At 62.4% G+C, this 19945-nt stretch carries 21 protein-coding genes; 17 read left to right on the top strand and 4 right to left on the bottom strand.

Features of this window, described 5'->3' with window-relative positions; translation table 11 throughout:
- The first annotated feature begins 129 nt into the window (after nucleotides 1-129).
- The 4 genes from KTJ77_RS08130 to KTJ77_RS08115 all read left to right on the top strand — a co-directional run bounded on the left by KTJ77_RS08130 (nucleotide 130) and on the right by KTJ77_RS08115 (nucleotide 3096).
- Nucleotides 130-1176, top strand: coding sequence for an aldo/keto reductase (locus KTJ77_RS08130; protein ID WP_367948864.1), 1047 nt, complete (start codon nucleotides 130-132; stop codon nucleotides 1174-1176).
- Between the two features lie 84 nt (nucleotides 1177-1260).
- Entirely contained in the window at nucleotides 1261-1863 is a 603-nt protein-coding gene (locus KTJ77_RS08125; RefSeq protein ID WP_217337906.1) for a histidine phosphatase family protein, read from the top strand.
- Nucleotides 1864-1900: 37 nt separating this feature from the next.
- The gene (gene dapB, locus KTJ77_RS08120; protein ID WP_217337905.1) at nucleotides 1901-2653 is read left to right on the top strand and encodes a 4-hydroxy-tetrahydrodipicolinate reductase; all 753 of its coding nucleotides are present in this window, start codon (nucleotides 1901-1903) and stop codon (nucleotides 2651-2653) included.
- Complete coding sequence (locus KTJ77_RS08115; RefSeq protein WP_217337904.1) at nucleotides 2650-3096, top strand: hypothetical protein; 447 nt, start codon at nucleotides 2650-2652, stop codon at nucleotides 3094-3096. The genes dapB and KTJ77_RS08115 overlap by 4 nt, the downstream gene beginning before the upstream one ends.
- A gap of 21 nt (nucleotides 3097-3117) precedes the next feature.
- On the opposite strand, the gene KTJ77_RS08110 is transcribed toward KTJ77_RS08115, so the two are convergent.
- The 4 genes from KTJ77_RS08110 to KTJ77_RS08095 are packed head-to-tail and all read right to left on the bottom strand — an operon-like array spanning nucleotide 3118 to nucleotide 5497.
- The gene (locus KTJ77_RS08110) at nucleotides 3118-4020 is read right to left on the bottom strand and encodes a DUF1731 domain-containing protein (RefSeq protein WP_217337903.1); all 903 of its coding nucleotides are present in this window, start codon (nucleotides 4018-4020) and stop codon (nucleotides 3118-3120) included.
- On the bottom strand, nucleotides 4013-4438 hold the full coding sequence (locus KTJ77_RS08105; RefSeq protein ID WP_217337902.1) for an OsmC family peroxiredoxin: 426 nt from the start codon (nucleotides 4436-4438) through the stop codon (nucleotides 4013-4015). The genes KTJ77_RS08110 and KTJ77_RS08105 overlap by 8 nt, the downstream gene beginning before the upstream one ends.
- Before the next feature lie 56 nt (nucleotides 4439-4494).
- The gene (locus tag KTJ77_RS08100) at nucleotides 4495-5064 is read right to left on the bottom strand and encodes a DUF4395 domain-containing protein (RefSeq protein WP_217337901.1); all 570 of its coding nucleotides are present in this window, start codon (nucleotides 5062-5064) and stop codon (nucleotides 4495-4497) included.
- Nucleotides 5042-5497, bottom strand: a complete 456-nt coding sequence (locus KTJ77_RS08095) for a thioredoxin domain-containing protein (RefSeq protein WP_217337900.1) — start codon at nucleotides 5495-5497, stop codon at nucleotides 5042-5044. Before KTJ77_RS08095 ends, KTJ77_RS08100 begins: the two co-directional genes overlap by 23 nt.
- Before the next feature lie 76 nt (nucleotides 5498-5573).
- Here KTJ77_RS08095 and KTJ77_RS08090 point away from each other — a divergent pair, with 76 nt between their 5' ends.
- The 13 genes from KTJ77_RS08090 to miaA all read left to right on the top strand — a co-directional run bounded on the left by KTJ77_RS08090 (nucleotide 5574) and on the right by miaA (nucleotide 19923).
- A complete protein-coding gene (locus tag KTJ77_RS08090; RefSeq protein WP_217337899.1) occupies nucleotides 5574-6326 on the top strand; it encodes an SDR family oxidoreductase in 753 nt (250 codons plus the stop codon).
- Between the two features lie 230 nt (nucleotides 6327-6556).
- Nucleotides 6557-7375 carry a DUF559 domain-containing protein gene (locus KTJ77_RS08085; protein WP_217337898.1) on the top strand — a complete coding sequence of 273 codons (819 nt, stop codon included), beginning with the start codon at nucleotides 6557-6559 and terminating at the stop codon, nucleotides 7373-7375.
- A gap of 273 nt (nucleotides 7376-7648) precedes the next feature.
- A complete protein-coding gene (gene dapA, locus KTJ77_RS08080; protein WP_217337897.1) occupies nucleotides 7649-8626 on the top strand; it encodes a 4-hydroxy-tetrahydrodipicolinate synthase in 978 nt (325 codons plus the stop codon).
- Between the two features lie 9 nt (nucleotides 8627-8635).
- A complete protein-coding gene (locus tag KTJ77_RS08075; protein WP_217337896.1) occupies nucleotides 8636-10312 on the top strand; it encodes a ribonuclease J in 1677 nt (558 codons plus the stop codon).
- Nucleotides 10313-10431: 119 nt separating this feature from the next.
- Nucleotides 10432-13224: a DNA translocase FtsK gene (locus KTJ77_RS08070; RefSeq protein ID WP_217337895.1), complete on the top strand. Its 2793-nt coding sequence runs from the start codon at nucleotides 10432-10434 to the stop codon at nucleotides 13222-13224.
- Nucleotides 13224-13808 carry a CDP-diacylglycerol--glycerol-3-phosphate 3-phosphatidyltransferase gene (gene pgsA, locus KTJ77_RS08065; protein WP_217337894.1) on the top strand — a complete coding sequence of 195 codons (585 nt, stop codon included), beginning with the start codon at nucleotides 13224-13226 and terminating at the stop codon, nucleotides 13806-13808. The genes KTJ77_RS08070 and pgsA overlap by 1 nt, the downstream gene beginning before the upstream one ends.
- Nucleotides 13795-14277: a CinA family protein gene (locus KTJ77_RS08060; protein ID WP_217337893.1), complete on the top strand. Its 483-nt coding sequence runs from the start codon at nucleotides 13795-13797 to the stop codon at nucleotides 14275-14277. Before pgsA ends, KTJ77_RS08060 begins: the two co-directional genes overlap by 14 nt.
- A 209-nt stretch (nucleotides 14278-14486) precedes the next feature.
- On the top strand, nucleotides 14487-14813 hold the full coding sequence (locus KTJ77_RS08055; RefSeq protein ID WP_217337892.1) for a helix-turn-helix domain-containing protein: 327 nt from the start codon (nucleotides 14487-14489) through the stop codon (nucleotides 14811-14813).
- A 6-nt stretch (nucleotides 14814-14819) separates the two neighbouring features.
- On the top strand, nucleotides 14820-15041 hold the full coding sequence (locus KTJ77_RS08050) for a DUF3046 domain-containing protein (protein ID WP_217337891.1): 222 nt from the start codon (nucleotides 14820-14822) through the stop codon (nucleotides 15039-15041).
- A 278-nt stretch (nucleotides 15042-15319) separates the two neighbouring features.
- On the top strand, nucleotides 15320-16360 hold the full coding sequence (gene recA / locus KTJ77_RS08045; RefSeq protein ID WP_217337890.1) for a recombinase RecA: 1041 nt from the start codon (nucleotides 15320-15322) through the stop codon (nucleotides 16358-16360).
- Nucleotides 16357-17376, top strand: a complete 1020-nt coding sequence (locus KTJ77_RS08040) for a regulatory protein RecX (RefSeq protein WP_217337889.1) — start codon at nucleotides 16357-16359, stop codon at nucleotides 17374-17376. The genes recA and KTJ77_RS08040 overlap by 4 nt, the downstream gene beginning before the upstream one ends.
- Nucleotides 17377-17452: 76 nt before the next feature.
- Nucleotides 17453-19009: a tRNA (N6-isopentenyl adenosine(37)-C2)-methylthiotransferase MiaB gene (gene miaB / locus KTJ77_RS08035; protein WP_217337888.1), complete on the top strand. Its 1557-nt coding sequence runs from the start codon at nucleotides 17453-17455 to the stop codon at nucleotides 19007-19009.
- A gap of 2 nt (nucleotides 19010-19011) precedes the next feature.
- Nucleotides 19012-19923, top strand: coding sequence for a tRNA (adenosine(37)-N6)-dimethylallyltransferase MiaA (miaA, locus tag KTJ77_RS08030; protein ID WP_217338399.1), 912 nt, complete (start codon nucleotides 19012-19014; stop codon nucleotides 19921-19923).
- Nucleotides 19924-19945: the final 22 nt, after the last annotated feature.

Here is a 19945-nt window from a genome sequence, read left to right as displayed (position 1 = left end):
CTTCGGGATGGGCCCTTTGTGTTGTGACCGGAATGTTATGGGGTGTTCGGGAAAAATTCGCGTCACACACGATTTTTCGCACCAACGCCCTCTACTCTCATAAGAGATGAATTGCAACATGCAGGGGGCATGACGCAAGAAATCGGAAGCAGGCACATCATGACCAGCGGGGAAGCAATCGCTCATCCCTCGGTTGTGCTCGCTCCGGAGACCCACCCGTCCGCGCCAATCCCGGTCCAGGGAAAGTCCCTCGGTAGCAACATTCGCGTGCCGCTTGGTGAAACGGGTTTTTCCATCTTTCCCGTCATCCTCGGTGGCGGAGAATTCGGCTGGAATGTCGACCAGGAGCACTCCAACGCGATTCTTGATCGTTTCTTCGATCTGGGCGGCAACATGGTGCACACCGCCGACAGTTTTGCGGCAGGCAGAAGCGAGCTGATCATCGGGCAGTGGCTGGCATCTCGCGCGATCCGCGACGATGTCATTCTTGCTACCCGCGTCGGAGGCCACCCCGACAACCCCGGACTTGGTTCCACCAATCTCGTCCGAGCGGTTGAAGCCTCGCTTCACCGGTTAGGGACGACCCACATTGACGTGCTGTACCTCGATGGCACTGACACTCGTGCGGCAGCGGAAGATACCCTCGCGACTGCTGAATGGTTGGTTGAGACGGGTAAGGTGCGGGCGATTGGCGCACACGGTTTTAGTGCAGAACGCCTCGTCGAATCGCGCATTCTCGCATCGGCCGGGTACCCACGCATTACCGTGATCGATGTGCCGTACAACATGGTTCGTCGTGATGAGTTCAATGCCAACCTGCGCCTTGTCGCCGGAGCGCAGGGTCTCGCCGTCACGCCGTCGCACCCGCTTGAGCATGGCTTCCTGTCAGGCGCTTATCGCTCACGTGCTCGCTTACAGCCGGGCGCGCGGGGCGATCAGTTACGCACAAACCTGAACCGCCGGGGTACTCGCCTGTTGCGCGCGCTCGACGCGATTGCCGCCGAGCTGGGCGTACCTGACGCGGCTATCGCGATTGCATGGCTACGTGCACAACGGCTCATCGCTGCGCCCATCGCAAACGTGTATGCCACGGCTCACGTCGATGAGCTGTTGCAGGGTGTCGGAGTATCGCTTGGCCGCGCTCACCTCGCCGAGCTCAACCGCGCACTGAACTGACCTCACCGCATCCGCTATGGGCTAACCCGGCTGCGCGCTGCGGCCGGTAGGGTGGATGTGATCCGGCAAAGAGACGAGCGATTCGTGACGCATTACATCTACCTGGTCCGGCATGGCGAGCAACAGGGCGCCGAGCACGGGCTTCCCGACGGACCGCTATCCCCACGCGGTGTCCGGCAGGCAGAGGCGATCGCTGACCGCTTATCCGGCGTGCCCCTCGATGCTGTCTGGCATTCGCCGCTTGAGCGCGCCAGCGAAACTGCACGAATTGTGGCAGAACGCTTGCCCGCGATTGAGCCGCAGCCGCACGCTTTGCTCTTTGATTGCATCCCTACTGGGATGGAAGCAGATACTCCTTCAGTCTTTGAACCGTTCTTTGGTTCTATTACCGGAGAAGAAATTGAAGCAGGCAGGGCGCAAATGTCAGACGCGTTCGTGGAGTTTCTTGGCCACAAGCCTGGCGACGTGCACGAGTTGCTAATTACTCACAACTTCGTGATCGCGCGCTTCGTCACCGAGGTGCTCGGGGCGCCTGCCTGGCGGTGGCTGACCCTGAATCAGGCCAACGCCGGGCTCACGATCCTGGCCCAGAAGCAGAGCCGCCCGTGGACTCTGATCACCCACAACGACCTCGCACACCTTCCATTCGAAGACCGCACGGGTCTCCCCGAGAACACTCTCGTCTGACATGTCGCGCCGCTCCGCGGCGATTTAGGATGGAATCATGACCACCCGCGTTGCCCTCGTTGGTGCCTCAGGCAAGCTCGGAACCATTATTCGTCGCGTGATCGACGGACTCGACGGTATTGAGGTGACGCACGCGCTCGGATCGCGCGACACGTTCGCCTCCTTCTCCGAGGTGGACCTCGTCGTTGATGCGACTCATCCCGTCGTGAGTGCCGACGTCGTGAGCGAAGCCATTGCTGCGCGAGTGAACGTCTTAGTTGCCACGTCTGGCTGGTCCGCCGATCGCATCGCGGCTTTGCGTCCAGCGGTAGCCGAAGCCGGAATCGGCCTCGTCTTCATCCCGAACTTCTCGCTTGGCTCGATTGTCGCCACCGCCCTGGCAGCGGCAGCCGGACGACTCTTTGACTCGGTCGAAATCATTGAGGCGCACCGTGACACGAAGGTCGACTCCCCGAGCGGAACCGCGGTTCGTACCGCGGAAATGATTGCGGCTTCACGAGGAATTCCGGTTGCCGCACCACACGTTGACCAGCGTGCGCGCGGCCAGCAGGTGGCGTCGATTCCGGTGCACTCGTTGCGTCGGCCAGGCGTGATCGCACGTCAGGATGTCATTTTGTCTGGCCAGGGCGAATCGGTCACCATCACCCACGACACGATTGACTCAGCGGCCGCCTACGCGCCAGGCATCGCGATCGCTGTGCGGTCGGCGCTTGATATTTCCGGCATCGTGGTGGGTCTGGAAAACTTCATCGACATCGGTATCGGCGCACCAGCGGGAGACCGGTCGTGAGCAATCGCATTGGCGCCGCCATCATGGCGGCGGTGCTCGCGCTGTACATCGTCTTCGTTGCACAACGTGGCGTGATCATGCTGTCAACTGGCGAGCCCGTGGCTATCGCGATGGGCGTCGCGCTGCTCGTGCTCCCGGTGATTGGGGCATGGGCGCTGTGGCGTGAAGTGCAGTTCGGCAGGCACGCTGATCGGCTCGGCCGGGTTCTTGAAGCCGAGGGCGCATTGCCACAGGAAGACGTCGCCGTCTACCCCAGCGGTCGGCCGCGCAAAGAGGCGGGAGACGAGCTCTTCCCGCGCTATCGCGCCGAGGTTGAAGCGCACCCCGATGATTGGCGTTGCTGGTATCGCCTTGGGCTGGTTTACAACGCTGCAGGCGATCGAACTCGTGCGCGGCAGGCGATTCGCAAAGCGATCGCCATCGAAAAACACCCGGCAGCGTAACCCGCCAAGCGGTTCCGATCGCTATGCGTCCAACCGCAGCGGCGCAAGGGAATCGTGAATCGCCTCTTCTGCGCTCTCGTACCGGAACCGGAAGCCAGCATCGAGGAGCCGTTGCGGTCGCACCTCTGCATCGATGAGCAGCATATTGTTGGCGGCTTCGGCGCCGATGACCGCGCGAAGCGCAAAAGCGGGAACCGGAACCAGATACGGCCTGTTGAGCTCGCGGGCGACAGCGAAGGTGATATCGGTGGCCGTCGCACGGGTGGGACCCGTGAGATTGACCGGGCCCGCGAGTCGGTGTTCGGCGACAAAACGAAGGCCAGCAACGGCGTCGTCAAGCGACACCCACGGCCAGCTTTGCGTGCCTGAACCGAGGCGACCAGCCAGGCCTATCAGCGTGAGCGGGATGATCGGTTTCAGCACGCTCTCCGGATGCAACACAACACCGATGCGCGCGTGCGTCGTCGGGGTGGTTGTGAGAGCCGCTGCCTGTTCGGTAACGTCGGCAAGCTCTGCGGTAAATCCTGTTCCGATTGGGTCTTGTTCCGTCACAACACCCGCGTCAAAACCGTAGATGCCTGCGGCCGACGCATGCACGAAGTGCGGCGCATCATCCCCAAGCTGCATGAGTGCTCTGGCGATGAGGTGGCGGGGGATGACGCGTGAGTGTCGAAACTCACTGCGCTTCTTCTTCGTCCATGGCAGTGAGCCCACCGACGAGCCGTTGAGGCAGATGACGGCGCTGGCACCTCGCAGCACCGATGGATCAAGTTCAGTGCCATCCAGCCACCGCACCTCATCCGCGCCGGCCGGCTCGCGGCGCACGAGGCGCACGACGCGAATGCCGTCATTCTCGAAGGATGTGACGAGGGCGCGCCCGATCGAGCCGGACGCACCCCCGATAACAACGAACTCGTTAGGCAAGCGTTGCCTCGAGCGTGATGTCGATACCAGCGAGCGCGGCAGAAACCGGGCAACCGGCCTTTGCCTCGCCCGCGATGCGCTGGAAGTCTTCCTCAGAGAGCCCAGGAACCGTGGCGTTCAGGTTGAGGTGACTGCCTGAGATGCCGACGCCCGGCTGGAACGTGACCGATGCCGTGGTCTGCAGGCGCTCAGGGGGAGTCCCGTTCTGAGCCAGAGCATGCGACAGCGCCATGCTGAAGCAGGAGGCGTGTGCCGCTGCGATGAGCTCTTCCGGCGTTGTCGTGGAATCGGAACCTTCCGAGCGCGCCTTCCAGTTCACGTTGAACGTGCCGACCCGCGAGGTGTCGAGGGCAACGGTTCCGGAGCCTTCGCTCAGGGAGCCTTCCCACACTGTTGTTGCTTCACTGGTTACCGCCATGGGTCCTCCTGTCGTTGGCCTACGTGTTGAGCCTAACGAGGTTTGGGTGACTGTGGCTAGGCTTCGGCGCGTGGCTTCAGCCGCTGCAGCAGCAGGTACATCTGGCAGCCGAGGCAGAAGTTAAACGCAGCGTTGAGGAACGCGGCGGCGAAGGCCACGCCAGCGGCGATCGGAACCGCGAGGGGAACACCGAGCACGTGCATGATGACGCCGATCGCGCTGACGGTGAGCCCCACACCCTGCGCGAAACGTGGGGGACGGGGGTCTTCGAGCTCGGTCGGTGGTGTGAGGCGCGGCGCGATGAACTTTCGGTAAAGGACTCCCCACGGCGCGGTGCGCGGCGAGATTACACCCCAGGCAAAGAGCAACATGACGATCGCCAGGAGTATGAACCCGGGATCGGACAGGCGAGCAGCGAGAGGCGTTGCGGGCAGGATGAATCCGCTCGGGGTGTATGTCGCGTCAGCCAGCGGTCGATAGGCGTACCAGCCGAATGAGGCGTCGCCAGAGAGTCGGGCAGCGCTCAGCCCGGTGAGGCCGAGCACAACGGCGACGGCGAGCAGCGTTGCGGTGATTCCGGCTGCGAAGCGCGGGCCGCGTGGGTCAATTCCGTTGGGACGAGACATGGTGGTCCTTTCGCATCGCGGCCAGGTGCGCCGTGACGGCCTCGCGCGTGGGGGTGCCGGCGATACGCGCACGAATGTGCCCGTTGCCGTCAACGATGAGGGTCATCGGGGTTTGCATCACCCGAAAGCGTGCGGCGAGGTCGGCACGGTGGGTCACATCGACGTCGACATGCGCCACGTCATCGAGCTGCTCGGATGCGATGGTGCGGAGAAGGCGACGGGTGCCCGGGCATCGTGCGCACATCTCAGTGGAGAACTGCACGAGGGTGGCGTGCTCGGCAAGACGATCGGCGCCAATCACGGCAGGATCCAGGAGGTCGCCGCTCGTGGTCGTCGCAATGACGCGACCGTCGCGCGCGCGCAGGGCGAAGCCGAGCACAGTGACCGCAGCCACGCCTGCGGCGAGTGTCACCAATGCTGATCCAATATCCACGTCAGGAAGAGTACGTTGCGCACTCTCAAAGTCGAGTTTTGTGTCCAAATCTTTCGTTTGGCCCTAGGTTGGGGTCATGCCTCGAACCGCTCTCATTACCGGCGCCAGTTCCGGGCTCGGTGCCGAATACGCTCGACAGCTCGCGTCTCAGGGCGCAGCACTCGTTCTGGTCGGACGCTCGGCGAATGCTCTGCAATCGGTGGCCGACGAGGTCAGCGCGCGTGGTGGTTCCGCGACCGTCATCGTTGCCGACCTGCTCACGCCCGATGGTCTTGCACTGGTTGTCGAGCGGGTGTCATCTGTGCAGCATCCGATCGATCTGCTGATCAATAACGCCGGCTTCGGACTGCCCCTTGAATTTGCGAACAACGACGTCAAGGCGGAGCTCGACCACTTGACCCTGCACGTCGCCGTCCCGTTGCAGCTGTCGCACGCGGCACTGCAGGTGATGCGGGAACGAGGCGGCCGTATTCTGAACGTCGCGTCGATTGCCGCGTACATTCCGCGTTCGACATACGGAGCGTGCAAGCAGTGGCTGGTGTCGTTCTCGCGGTGGGCGAACTCGCACTATGACAATGTGTCGGTGACGGCGGTGTGCCCTGGATATACGCACACGAACTTTCATGAGCGCATGGGGTTGGCGCCAGGACACGAAGGCATTTCGGGGTGGATGTGGCTCAACGCTGCTGATGTGGTGGCGGAGTCATTGCGTGATGTGGCCCGCGGCAAGGCGGTGTCGATTCCGTCACTCAAGTACAAACTGATTGCGAAGCTCACCGCTGTGCTCCCTGACCGCACTCTCGCGCGCATGGGGTCCCGCGGGCGCTAGGTTCCGGCGGTGTCGTCTCGCGTCGGAGATGTTGCGCCTCGTCACCCAACACGCCGTGAAACCGTCACTTCTGTCACAGAACTCCCGACGCCAGGCAACGAGGGCGACCCGGGCCAAGGCCTCACGCTCGACTGTGCCGAGACTCCTACACAGCTTGGAACCATCGCGCAGTTGTCCGCAGATCGCGGAAGCCGGCTCACGCGAGCGGAACCAATGCGCAGGCTGGGTGCATGAGAATCCAAGATGTCGTTGCACAACTCGGCGGCGTTGCGCGCACGCGCCAACTTCGGCAACTGGGAGTGACGGCGCACGAGATCGCGCGGGCCATACGCAACCAAGACGTCACCCGGTTGCGTGTCGGCGTGATCGCTTGTGTGCGCGACGATCCAGTCGGGCAAGCGGCAGCTCACGGTGGGCAGGTCGCGTGCTGGTCGGCGCTTGACACGCATGGCGTGTGGTTGATGCCTGCGCCACGCGGCCTTCATGTCGGGGTGGGCGCGCACTCGCGCGTATTCCCGCATGACGGTTGTGAATGCGCCGATCATCACGACCAGTACTCGGGTGGATTCGGCGTCACGTCTGTGCGTATCGCGCTCGTCCAGCTGGCCGCTTGTCAGGGAGATGAGGCGTTCTTCGTCGCCTTCGAGTCCGCATGGAACAAAGGACTCTTGCCTCGTAAGGATCGGGACTGGGTGCGCGACCGAGTTCCCGCCAGAGTGCAGCTGTTGATCGATTTCGCTCGTGGCGACTCCGAAAGCGGGCTCGAGTCACTCGTGCGGCTCAGGCTCTTCCGCGTTGGCCTGATTATTCGTACTCAGGTGCACGTTCTCGGAGTCGGGCGTGTGGACTTCCTGATCGGAAACCTCATTATTGAAGTCGATGGCCGCGCCAACCATGACGGATACTCGCGCAGGCATAAAGATCTCATCCGTGACGCAGACGCAACCGCGCGAGGATTCCGTGTGCTTCGATTCGACTACGCCATGGTCATGTACGACTGGCCGCGCGTCGTCGCTGCCATCCTCGCGGTGCTGGCTAACACCCCGTGATCTCAACACGGTGACTGTATGGTTCCGGCGCTCTCGCAGCGTTGGCTCTCATGGTTCCGCCGCTCTCGCAGCGTTGGCTCTCGTGGTTCCGGAACCATCAGCAGCGTTGCGACAGACGCCTCAGAACCGGAGGGGGGTGAGGGTTGCCTGGCGTCGGAGGCTCTGTGACTGGTGTGGCAAAACGGCGGCGTGTCGGGGAACACAAGGTCACATCTCCGACGCCAGCACACGCGGAGTTTCGCGGCGACCTGGTCAGACCGCTACTCTGGGAGCATGGCCGCTACCCCCAATCCATTCGGACAGGTTCTTGTTGCGCTCGTCACTCCGATGACAGCCGACGGTGAAGTTGACTGGCCAGCAGTTGAGAAGCACATCGATCGCGTCATCACTGATGGCGCCGATGGCATCGTCGTCACCGGAACCACGGGGGAGACCTCGACCCTGACTGACCCGGAAAAGCTGAAGCTTGTTGAGGTCGGAAAGAGCGTCTCCGCTGGCCGCGCCAAGATCATTACCGGCGGTGGCTCCAACGAGACCGCGCACGCGATTGAGCTGTACAAGGCAAGCGAGAAGGCGGGCGCTGACGGCATCATGATCGTCACGCCGTACTACAACAAGCCGACGCAGGCGGGCATCCTCACGCACTTCCGGCTCGTGGCAGATGCGACCGACCTGCCCGTCATTCTTTACGACATTCCTGGCCGCACCGGCGTTCCGATCAACTACGAGACGATCCTGCGCCTGGCCAAGCACCCCAACATTCTGGCCGTCAAGGACGCTAAGGGTGACTTCAGCGAAGTCAGCCGCGTGCTCAACCAGACGGACCTGCTGTACTTCTCTGGCGATGACGCCAACGTTCTTCCGCACCTGTCGATTGGTGCATCTGGTCTGATCGGTGTGACGGCGAACATTGCCGCCGCTCCATACCGGGCCATTGTGGACGCCGTAAACCGCGGCGACCTCCACGCGGCAACCGAGCAGCACCGCAGCTTGGAGCCCCTCGTGCGCGCAGCAATGACGCACGTACCTGGCACTGTCGCGGCAAAGTACATCCTGCACGGCCTCGGCCGTATTAATAGCCCCCGTGTCCGTCTTCCGCTCGTCGGACCGGAAGAGTGGGAAGCCGCCAAGATTGAAGACGAACTGGCACTTGTGCGCAACGTCGCTGGCGTTGACTTCTCGAACTTCCGCCCCGACCGCAACGCCGCTGCAGGCGGCGCGCTGCCGAAGGTGCACGGGACGACTCGCTGAAAGGCGTTCATGCCCACCACGATTTACTCGCCTCCGCCGCTTGAGCCCGGCACTCTCCGCGTAACCCCTCTCGGCGGTCTCGGTGAGATCGGCCGCAACATGACGACCTTCGAATACGAAGGCAAAATCATCGTTGTGGACTGTGGCGTGCTCTTCCCCGAAGAGCACCAGCCCGGTGTCGACCTGATTCTGCCTGACATCGACTCGATTCGTGACCGGCTGAACGATGTCGAGGGCGTCGTGCTGACGCACGGCCACGAAGACCACATCGGTGCTGTTCCTTACCTGTTGCGGTTGAAGCCCGACATTCCCCTGATCGGCTCCCAGCTGACGCTCGCTCTCGTTGAGGCGAAGCTCAAGGAGCACAAGATTCGCCCGTACACGCTCGTCGTGAAGGAGGGGCAACAGGAAAAGGTTGGCCCGTTTGACCTGGAGTTTGTTGCGGTCAACCACTCGATCCCTGATGCACTGGCCGTTGCTATCCGCACGCCTGCCGGTATGGCACTGGCAACCGGTGACTTCAAGATGGATCAGCTGCCGCTCGATGGCCGTCTGACCGACCTGCGCGCGTTCTCCCGCCTGGGTGAAGAGGGCATTGACCTGTTCCTCGTCGACTCGACGAACGCTGATGTTCCGGGCTTTACGCCTACGGAACGAGGCATCGGCCCGGTCTTGGACCAGGTCATTGGCAAGTCGCCGCGTCGCGTGATCGTGGCCAGCTTCTCGAGCCACGTCCACCGCGTTCAGCAGGTTCTTGACGCTGCTGCCGTGCACGGTCGTCGCGTCGCGTTGCTCGGTCGTTCGATGGTGCGCAACATGACCATCGCCGAGGAACTTGGCTACCTCAAGGTGCCAGATAACATCCTCATCGACTACAAGAAGGCGCGCGATCTTCCCGAAGATCAGATCGTTTACATGTCGACGGGATCGCAGGGCGAACCGATGGCCGTGCTGAGCCGTATGGCGAACCTCGACCACGCGATTGAGCCGGGACCAGGCGATACCGTGATTCTCGCGTCAAGCCTCATTCCTGGCAACGAAAACGCGGTTTACCGGGTGATTGATGGCCTCACAAAGCTTGGCGCAAACGTGGTGCACAAGTCGAACGCCATGGTGCACGTTTCCGGCCACGCTGCCGCAGGTGAGTTGCTGTACTGCTACAACATCTTGAAGCCGAAGAACGTGCTGCCTGTGCACGGCGAGTACCGCCACCTTGTGGCGAATGCGAAGCTGGCACAGCAGACCGGCATTCCAGCGGAACGCACGATTCTGGCGGAAAACGGAACCGTGATGGACTTGAAAGACGGCAACGTCACGGTCGTCGGTCAGCTTGATGTCGGCAAGGTCTACGTCGACGGTTCGAGCGTCGGTGCGATCACCGATGCTGACCTGAAAGACCGTCGCATCCTCGCGGAGGAGGGATTCATCTCCGTTATCGTCGTCGTGGACTCGTCTACGGGCGCCGTGATTTCGGGGCCGGAGATTCACTCGCGTGGTTTCGCCGAGGACGACACCGTCTTCAACGACGTCAAGCCGAAGATTGAGGCAGCGCTTGCCGAGGCTGCAGCGTCGGGAGTGCGGGACTCGCACGCACTCAGCCAGGTCGTTCGTCGCACGATCGGTCGCTGGGTCAACCAGCGACTTCGTCGTCGTCCGATGATTGTTCCGCTCGTCATCGAAGCATAGTTTTCATCACAGAACGTGCCGTCTTTCCCCGGAAAGGCGGCACGTTCTGGTTTACCCACTCTGACGCCTAGCCGAGGGAAATCCCGCGGAATGTCGGGGGCCCAACGTACCGTAGAGGCATGGCCAGGACGAACAGCCAAGCCGCGAAAGCGGACGCGCCCACAAAGAGCACGTCGACGCGCGCAAAAAAGGTACCACCCGCACCGAAGACCTATGCAGATGAGCCGGTGAAGCCTGCGGCTTCGACACGTGCATTCACGAGTCTCGCTCACGGCGTCGGCGGGTTGTTTCGTGCATTTGGCCCCGAGTCTCTTGAGAAGGATCAGCGCCGCGATGGGCTTCCTTTCCTGCTCGTACTCCTGGCGATCGCCGGCGCTGTCAACGAGTGGTTCTTCATTGGCAACGATGTCGCAGCGACGATCAGCGCTTTCTCGTTTGGCGGCTTGATCGGTCGCGTCGCGTTCGTCTTCCCCGTCATGCTCGTACTGCTCGCTGGGTGGCTTTTCCGGCACCCCTCGTCGGTGCACGACAACGGTCGAATCGGCATCGGCTTCGGCATCTTTACCCTCGCTCTTGCCGCGTTCTGCCACATTGCCGGCGGAAAGCCGCAACCCACGGTGTCCGAATCTGCTGCCGCTGACGCAGCTCAAGGCATGCCAGCCCTGAGTGCCGCTGGTGGTCTGTTCGGCTGGATGCTCGGGCAGCCGCTTTCGTTGCTCACCGATGTGGTGGCTTACATTCTGCTTTCGCTGCTGACGGTGTTGAGCGTGCTAATCCTCACGAAGACCCCGCCAAACCGCATCCCGCAGCGCCTTGGTGATCTTTACGCCTGGCTGTTTGGCGAGGATCGCCCGGAAAAGGTCGAGACCTCTGGCCCGACATTTCATGACACCGAAGATGAGCACGCCAAGGGTGATGAGAGCGTGCCGTGGTGGCGTCGCAACAAGTCGGGCCGTGAAGAGGCGGATGATTCCGGGCTCGACTCTGACGCGCTCACGGCTCTGCTCGATCCGTCCAAGCACGATGGCAGTTTCGAACAGGCCGTTACGAAGGCGGCCCCCGCTGCCAGCGCGCCGACGATTTCGCCTGATGCACCGACCCAGGTGCTCACTGACCTCCGCAACGCTGCCGATTTCTCCAACAAAACTGCCGCGACTTCGATCAAGGAAGACCTCGATCAGAACGAGACGGCCACCGATTTGCCTGGCCTTTCCGGCTTCGGAACCGAGGGGCCGGGGGAGCGGGGCCTGGGCACACCGGTCGCGCCCTACACGTTGCCGAGCGATGCAACCCTCAAGGAAGGCCCGCCAGGTGTCGCCCACTCGGCCGCCAACGACATCGTCGTTGCAGCGGTGAGCGGTGTATTTGAGCAGTTTGGTGTCGACGCGAAGGTCACCGGATTCTCGCGAGGACCGACGGTCACCCAATATGAGGTCGAAGTTGGCCCCGGCGTGAAGGTGGAGCGCATCACCGCGCTTACGAACAACATCGCCTATGCCGTCGCTTCCAACGAAGTGCGCATTCTGGCCCCGATTCCGGGTAAGAGCGCGATCGGTATTGAGATCCCGAATGCCGACCGCGAAATTGTCACGCTCGGCGACATTCTCCGTTCCGACGCCGCAAAGAAGAGCACGCACCCGATGACCATCGGCGTCGGTAAAGACGTGGGCGGTGGCTACGTTGTCGCCAACCTGGCGAAGATGCCCCACCTTCTCGTTGCCGGTTCCACTGGTTCCGGTAAATCCAGCTTCGTGAACTCGATGATCACGAGCCTGCTGATGCGCTCCAAGCCGAGTGAAGTGCGCATGGTGCTCATCGACCCGAAGCGTGTGGAGCTGACGTCGTACACCGGCGTACCGCACCTGATTACGCCCATCATCACGAACCCCAAGAAAGCGGCAGAAGCGCTGCAGTGGGTCGTGAAGGAGATGGACATGCGATACGACGACCTGGCATCGTTCGGGTTCCGTCATATCGATGACTTCAACAAGGCAGTCGTCGCCGGCGAGATTGAGGTGCCTGCGGGCAGCGAGCGGGTGCTCAAGCCGTATCCCTACCTCCTTGTCGTTGTCGATGAGCTCGCCGACCTCATGATGGTCGCGCCACGCGACGTCGAAGATTCCATCGTTCGTATCACGCAGCTTGCCCGCGCGTCAGGTATCCACCTGGTGTTGGCCACCCAGCGTCCTTCTGTCGACGTGGTCACTGGCCTCATTAAGGCCAACGTCCCGTCGCGTCTCGCGTTTGCGGTGACGAGCGTCACGGACTCGCGCGTTATTCTCGACCAGCCAGGTGCTGACCGCTTGATCGGTCAGGGCGACGGACTCTTCCTGCCCATGGGTGCCTCAAAGGCGCTGCGTGTGCAGGGCGCATGGGTGAGCGAGTCTGAGATTGAGAAGGTTGTTAAGCACGTCACGGGGCAGGCTCGCCCCGAGTACCGTGCCGATGTTGAGCAAGTCGCTGAGAAGAAAGAAGTTGACGCCGACATTGGTGACGACCTCGAACTCTTGCTCGCCGCGGCTGAGCTCATCGTGTCGAGCCAGTTTGGGTCGACCTCGATGCTGCAACGCAAGTTGCGTGTCGGATTCGCGAAAGCCGGGCGCCTCATGGACCTGCTGGAGTCACGCGAAATCGTCGGCCCCTCAGAGGGTTCCAAAGCTCGTGACGTGCTGGTAACGACGGAACAACTGCCGTCCGTTCTCGCACGCTTGCGCGGAGAAGAGCCGCCGGCAGCTCCCGCGGTCGCACCGGAGCCACCCGCGCCGCCTGTTGCTGACCCCGCTCCTGCGGGCGGGGAAGAGTCGGATCGTTACGGTGTCGACCCCATCGCCGCACAGTACGATGGCCTGCCCGTCGAAGAAGTCGACGACGACGGCGATGAAGACGCATGGAACCTGACAGGACGTGACTGATGGCCGTACCGCGGCAACTCCCTAACGCGATCACCATTGTGCGCATTCTGTGCGCGCCGGTGTTCTTCTGGATGTTGCTTGCCGATGGCGGGCACGATGGCACCCTGCGCTGGGCTGCCGCAATCCTGTTTATCGTCGCAATCGCAACCGACGGTATCGATGGCTACATCGCCCGCAAGTACAACATCGTCACCGATCTCGGAAAGCTGCTCGACCCGATTGCAGATAAGGCTCTCACGGGTCTCGCCTTCGTCGGGCTCTCGATCCTTGCCGAACTGCAATGGTGGATCACCATCCTGGTGCTGGTGCGCGAGATCGGGATCACGATCATGCGTCTTGCTGTGGCCTCAGACCACGTCGTTGCTGCCGCATGGATGGGCAAGCTCAAGACCGTGGCGCAGGCACTCGCGCTTTCCCTCGCGCTCTTGCCGCTGTGGAACGTCGTCGGTGACTGGATTCACATCGTCAACGCGATCACGATGACAATCGCCGTGGTTCTCACCGTCGTCAGCGGTGTCGACATCGTGGCTGCCGAAGTTCGGGGGCGCCGTGCACAGCGTGGCGAAAGCAATGATCCCCGCTGATCAGGTTCTCAACGAACTCGTGCGTCGCGGGTACATGCTGTCGACAGCGGAGTCGTTGACCGGGGGACTGCTTGCCGACGCGTTCGTTTCGGTACCGGGTGCCTCTGCGGTGTATCTCGGAGGAGTCGTGTCGTACGCGACGAGTGTGAAACAGGCCGTGTTGGGCGTTGACGCTGACCTTCTCGCCAGGCACGGCGCCGTCCACCCTGATGTTGCTACACAAATGGCCGAGGGGGTGCGTGATGTAGTCAGCATCGCTGGCGCACGCGCCGACGTCGGTGTTGCGACCACCGGGGTCGCCGGCCCCGACCCCGCTGACGGGCAACCGGTCGGAACCGTGTACATTGGCATTTCTACCCCCGAGACACAGCTCGTAGTTCCGCTCCAGCTCAGCGGCTCGCGCGCTGAGATTCGTACCAAGACGGTGGCGCTGGCCGTTGACGCGGTGGGTCGCGCGCTGGGGCTGTGACGAGTATCGTCACGACCACAGAAAGCGCGGAACATGACTGATACGGGCCCTGTTCAGCGAATACATAGGATTCTGGGGAATGAAGTTCGGCCATTCAGGGTTGTTCTGAGGGAATCGGGTTATACGCTCGATGTAAGCCTTTCAAACGGTTAACGTTCGTAAGGTACTGTTGTCCACCCGGTTAGGGTGTTCATTCGGAGGAGGACGAAATGATCTTGGTACGTCAGGAAATTGGCGACGTGCTTCGCGACCTCCGCCAGCAAAAGGGACAGACTCTTCGTCAGGTTGCTAGCCGCGCAAGCGTCGCTTTGGGCTACCTGAGCGAAGTCGAGCGCGGCCAGAAGGAGGCATCGAGTGAAATTCTCGCTGCCGTTGCTGAAGCGCTCGATGTTCCGATTTCCGTCGTGATGCGTGAGGTGGGGGATCGCATCGCCGTCCTTGAGGGGCTGACACCCTTCGAGACGGTCAGCTCCTTCCCGGACACGGTTCCCGACGAGCTGGTGGCTGCGGTCGAACCTGAGCTGTCGCTGCACTAATTCTTTATGCGTCGTAGCGAGTTCTTGCGTGCCGTCGAGGGTGAGTTCGGTGGCCGGGCAATGACGATGCTGGAAGATCTTCATCTTCCCGCCATCGGCAAGACGCCGAACGCCGCTTTGGATGCTGGCGTGCCGCCTCGGGAGATCTGGCTCGCGCTCTGCGCTGAGGCAGATGTTCCGGAAAGTCGCTGGTATGGGGCAGGGCGCATCGATCGCGCTCGTCGCTAACAAAATCTCCGGTCGCATACGCGGCCGGAGATTTTTGCTTTTCGAAACTTTCTCCGGCGTGTCCTCGAATATTCGTTCTAGTAGGGCGTAGGCTCCTTCACAACGGTTAGTGATGGCGTTTTTGTCCACGTCTCGAGGCCCGACATAAGCAATGTCGGAGGCTCAGCGTAGCGTCAACATCATCACCAACCGACGCCTTGTCGAAGACACGCCCCGCACTCGTGGGGCGGCGCGACAGCCTATAGGCGACAGAGAACGCGAGCACTTAGGAGCACGTCATGCCATCACCCGCAGACCGCGAAAAAGCACTAGAAACTGCCCTCGCCCAGATTGACCGACAGTTCGGCAAGGGGTCCGTCATGCGCCTCGGCAGCGATGAGCGCGCCCCCGTTGCGACGATCCCGACCGGGTCGATTGCTTTGGACGTTGCTCTCGGCATTGGCGGGCTTCCCCGCGGCCGCATTATTGAGATTTACGGCCCTGAGTCATCTGGTAAGACCACGTTGACACTGCACGCGATCGCTAACGCGCAGCGTGCAGGCGGTATCGCCGCGTTCATTGACGCGGAGCACGCCCTTGACCCTGACTACGCAAAGAAGCTGGGCGTCGACATCGATGCGCTTCTGGTCTCGCAGCCCGACACGGGTGAGCAGGCTCTGGAGATCGCCGACATGCTGGTGCGCTCGGGTGCGATTGACCTGATTGTCATTGACTCCGTCGCCGCCCTCGTGCCGCGCGCGGAAATCGAAGGCGAAATGGGTGACTCCCACGTCGGACTCCAGGCCCGCCTCATGTCGCAAGCACTGCGAAAGCTGACGGGTGGTCTGAACCAGACCAACACAACGATGATCTTCATTAACCAGCTGCGCGAGAAGATCGGTGTGTTCTTCGGCTCGCCCGAAACGACCGCCGGCGGTAAGGCTCTGAAGTTCTACGCGTCGGTGCGCCTCGACATTCGTCGTATTGAGACGCTGAAGGATGGCTCCGAAGCCGTCGGTAACCGCACGCGCGTCAAGGTTGTCAAGAACAAGATGGCCCCGCCGTTTAAGCAGGCCGAGTTCGACATTCTCTACGGTGTCGGCATCTCCCGCGAAGGTAGCCTGATCGACTTCGGCGTCGAGCACGCCATCGTGAAGAAGTCTGGCGCATGGTACACCTACGACGGCGAGCAGCTGGGCCAGGGCAAGGAAAACGCGCGCAACTTCCTGCTAAAGAACCCGGACACCGCGAACGAGATTGAAAAGAAGATTCTCGCGAAGCTGGGCATCGGTGGCGCTGTCGCTGAAGAGGCGACCGCCGAGGAGCGTCGCTCGGCATGAACGAGCACGTGAATCGCGGGGGCGACGAGATCGCCCCCGTGATTCCCCTGTTCGGTCGCTCGACGCCTGCGTCGCCTGATGAATCTGCTCCAGCGCAGGCAACGTCTGAGCCACGGGCCAACGCCTGGGTGAATGACGAGAACCCGGCCGATTCGACGGACGCCGAAGGATGGTGGGTTGATCCTGAGCAGGCACCGGTGCGTCCGCTTTCGTCGGCACCATCGGCGGCGAACGCTCACGATGAGGCAGGGTCGCGCCGACGACACCCCACGTCATCGTCGATCCCGCTGCCAACCATCGGGGGAGCGAAGAAACCGACGCTGATGAAAGCTTCGGAGCTCAGCAAGCCAGCCGATGAACGCCGCATGCAGCCGCTGCCTGGCGCAGACATCGAGTCCGACGACGCACCGAAGGTACCGTCTCCCGCACGCGGTGCACGCGGTCAGCGCGGCACGGCGCAAGCGAGCGCCCCGCGCAGCAGGCCGCGTTTGCGTGTGATCGAGAGCATCGACGACGAGACTTCTGACGAATCCCCTGAGCAGCAGCGGCACCGCGCCGAGGCGGCGCTTCTGAAGAAGCTGCGGGGTAAGGGCCTGTCGATTTCCGAAGCGCGTGCATACGTGCGCGGACTCGACGTCAGCGACGACATCCAGCATGAGGTGGTCGATGCGTGCATCGCGCGTCGATATCTTGACGACGCTGTGCTGGCTGAGCAAATCGTCTACGCCGGATCGACTCGTAAAGGGCAGGGGCGCCGCGCAATTGCCCTCGCACTATCGGCGAGAGGAATTGACCGCGACATCGCGAACGCCGCCTTGGCTGAGCTTCCGGATGACGACGATGAGCGCGCGTTGGAGTACGCACGCACCAAAGCGATGAGCCTGTCACGGCTGGAACCCGAGGTCGCCTTGCGCCGCCTGATGGGGCAGCTCGCGCGCCGCGGATTCTCGGGCGGTATCGCACGCGATGCGGCGCAGCAGGCGCTCCGTGAAGTCAGCAGGCCTCGTTTCCGCTAGCCAGGCACCAGCACAACGCGGGGCCATCGCGCCAGAAGGTCCGCATGCTCCGCAAGGAACGTAGAATGGCACCATCATGTCTTACCCTTCCAACGCCCCGACGCTGATCGAGCCATCGCCCGCTGCGCTTCGTCCTGACGGCACGCAGCGCACCTATGAAGTGCGTACTCTCGGTTGCCAAATGAACGTTCACGACTCGGAGCGTTTGTCCGGGTCGCTGGAGAGCGCCGGATACCTTCCCGCCGAGCTCGGCGAAGAAGCCGATGTCATCGTGATCAACACGTGCGCGGTGCGTGAAAACGCCGCAGGCAAGCTCTACGGCACCCTCGGCCACCTCGCGTCCGTCAAGCGTCGCAAGGAGGGCATGCAAATCGCCGTCGGCGGCTGCATGGCGCAGATGGACAAGCAAGCCGTTATCGATAAGGCGCCGTACGTCGACGTCGTGTTCGGCACCCACAACCTCGGGTCGCTACCCGGCCTGCTCGAGCGTGCGCGTCACAACGACGAGGCTCAGCTTGAAATCCTTGAGTCGCTCGAGATTTTCCCCTCCACCCTGCCGACGAAACGTGATTCGGTCTCCAGCGGCTGGGTATCGATTTCGGTCGGATGTAACAACACCTGCACGTTCTGCATCGTTCCTGCGCTGCGCGGTAAAGAAAAAGACCGTCGCCCGGGCGACATCCTCAACGAGATCAAAATGCTCGTCGACGACGGGGCCGTTGAAGTCACGCTGCTTGGTCAGAACGTGAACTCCTACGGCGTTGAGTTCGGTGACCGTCAAGCGTTCAGCAAGCTTCTGCGCGCTGCGGGTGAAATCGAAGGCCTCGAACGCATTCGCTTCACGAGCCCGCACCCCGCCGCCTTCACCGACGATGTCATCGACGCCATGGCGGAAACTCCCGCAGTGATGCCTTCACTGCACATGCCGCTGCAGTCCGGTTCTGACGCGGTACTCAAGGCCATGCGTCGCTCCTACCGCTCCGCAAAGTTCCTCGGCATCCTGGACCGCGTGCGCGAAAAGATGCCGGACGCCGCGATCACAACAGACATCATCGTCGGCTTCCCAGGTGAAACCGAAGAAGACTTCCTCGAGACCATGCGTGTGGTGGAAGAATCGCGCTTTGCGAGTGCGTTTACGTTCCAGTACTCGATCCGTGAGGGCACGCCGGCAGCGACCATGCCGAACCAGGTGCCCAAAGAGGTGGTGCAGGAGCGGTACAACCGTCTCATCGCCCTTCAGGAGCGCGTAGGACAGGCCGAAGCTGAAGCTCAGGTCGGTCGTGAGGTCAACGTGCTCGTCGGCGCCAGCGAGGGTCGCAAAGACTCGGCAACGCACCGCCTGTCTGGCCGTGCAGAAGACAACCGTCTTGTGCACTTCTCGGTACCCGCTGGTTCCGAAACTCCACGCCCAGGCGATGTGGTCACCGTAACCGTGACGCGAGGCGCTCCGCACTACCTGGTCGCTGATGTTGCCGACGGTGAGCAGCTGCGCATTCGCCGCACTCGTGCGGGTGATGCGTGGGACCGCTCGCAGGCGGAGTCCTGCGGCGTGCCAGCACCAGCGACGGCTATCGGCGAAGATGGCAAGCGCATCGTTGGCCTTGGCCTGCCTGTGCTGCGCCCGCAGGCGTGACGATTTCATCGCGCCTCATCGCCGTCGTCGGTGCCACAGGCACAGGCAAAAGTGATCTCGCGCTTGACATTGCCGAAGAGCTCGCTCGTCGCGGCGAAACGGCCGAAATCGTCGGCTCTGACGCCATGCAGTTGTACCGTGGCATGGACATCGGAACCGCGAAACTGCCGGTAGCGGAGCGCCGCGGCATCGCGCACCACATGCTGGATGTGCTTGATCCCGCAGAAGATGCCGCCGTCGCGTGGTACCAGGGCGAGGCACGCGCCGCCATCACAGCCATTCATGGCCGCGGCCACACGGCGATCCTTGCCGGTGGTTCCGGTCTGTACGTCTCCAGCGTGCTTTTCGACTTTCAGTTTCCGCCTCGCGACGAGGCCCTGCGCGCGCGCCTCGAGGCTGAGCTGATCGAGCACGGTCCAGGTGCCATGTATCAACGCATCGCCGCAAAAGACCCGGAAACTGCCGCACGCATCGACCCGCACAACGGACGTCGCCTGGTGCGCGCGCTCGAAGTGCTCGAGCTCGGAAAAGACACCCACAAGGCAGCACTGCCTGAGAAGCCGGTTGCCTGGCAACCGCACCGCATCATCGCGACGGGCATCCCGCGCGAAGAGCTCGTGGTGCGCCTTGACGCGCGTGTGGTGCGCATGTGGGAGCAGGGCATGGTTGCCGAAGTTGCAGAGCTCCGCAAGCACGGGTTGGAAGACGGAACCACGGCACCTCGCGCCATCGGGTACGCGCAGGCGCTGGCGCAGTTGCGTGGCGACATGAGCGAGGCTGAGGCAATCGCCGAGACCCAGGCGCTGACGCGACGCTACGCCCGCCGCCAAGTGTCATGGTTCCGCCGCTACGAGCACGCGCACTGGATCGACGCCCGCGACACAACGGCCGCCGACCTTCTCGTCGCGAAGTAATGACGCGGCCGCATCACCGGCG

The organism is Microbacterium sp. NC79 (assembly GCF_019061125.1).
Classification (GTDB): Bacteria; Actinomycetota; Actinomycetes; order Actinomycetales; family Microbacteriaceae; genus Microbacterium.
Note: the sequence above shows the minus strand (reverse complement) of the source record. Positions and strands in the feature narration are given on the sequence as shown.

Coding starts and splice junctions, on each gene's coding strand:
- KTJ77_RS08130 (WP_367948864.1), top strand. CDS start 130: ATGACGCAAGAAATCGGAAGCAGGCACATCATGACCAGCGGGGAAGCA.
- dapB (WP_217337905.1), top strand. CDS start 1,901: ATGACCACCCGCGTTGCCCTCGTTGGTGCCTCAGGCAAGCTCGGAACC.
- KTJ77_RS08105 (WP_217337902.1), bottom strand. CDS start 4,438: ATGGCGGTAACCAGTGAAGCAACAACAGTGTGGGAAGGCTCCCTGAGC.
- KTJ77_RS08100 (WP_217337901.1), bottom strand. CDS start 5,064: ATGTCTCGTCCCAACGGAATTGACCCACGCGGCCCGCGCTTCGCAGCC.
- KTJ77_RS08090 (WP_217337899.1), top strand. CDS start 5,574: ATGCCTCGAACCGCTCTCATTACCGGCGCCAGTTCCGGGCTCGGTGCC.
- KTJ77_RS08085 (WP_217337898.1), top strand. CDS start 6,557: ATGAGAATCCAAGATGTCGTTGCACAACTCGGCGGCGTTGCGCGCACG.
- dapA (WP_217337897.1), top strand. CDS start 7,649: ATGGCCGCTACCCCCAATCCATTCGGACAGGTTCTTGTTGCGCTCGTC.
- KTJ77_RS08075 (WP_217337896.1), top strand. CDS start 8,636: ATGCCCACCACGATTTACTCGCCTCCGCCGCTTGAGCCCGGCACTCTC.
- KTJ77_RS08070 (WP_217337895.1), top strand. CDS start 10,432: ATGGCCAGGACGAACAGCCAAGCCGCGAAAGCGGACGCGCCCACAAAG.
- pgsA (WP_217337894.1), top strand. CDS start 13,224: ATGGCCGTACCGCGGCAACTCCCTAACGCGATCACCATTGTGCGCATT.
- KTJ77_RS08060 (WP_217337893.1), top strand. CDS start 13,795: ATGATCCCCGCTGATCAGGTTCTCAACGAACTCGTGCGTCGCGGGTAC.
- KTJ77_RS08055 (WP_217337892.1), top strand. CDS start 14,487: ATGATCTTGGTACGTCAGGAAATTGGCGACGTGCTTCGCGACCTCCGC.
- KTJ77_RS08050 (WP_217337891.1), top strand. CDS start 14,820: ATGCGTCGTAGCGAGTTCTTGCGTGCCGTCGAGGGTGAGTTCGGTGGC.
- recA (WP_217337890.1), top strand. CDS start 15,320: ATGCCATCACCCGCAGACCGCGAAAAAGCACTAGAAACTGCCCTCGCC.
- KTJ77_RS08040 (WP_217337889.1), top strand. CDS start 16,357: ATGAACGAGCACGTGAATCGCGGGGGCGACGAGATCGCCCCCGTGATT.
- miaB (WP_217337888.1), top strand. CDS start 17,453: ATGTCTTACCCTTCCAACGCCCCGACGCTGATCGAGCCATCGCCCGCT.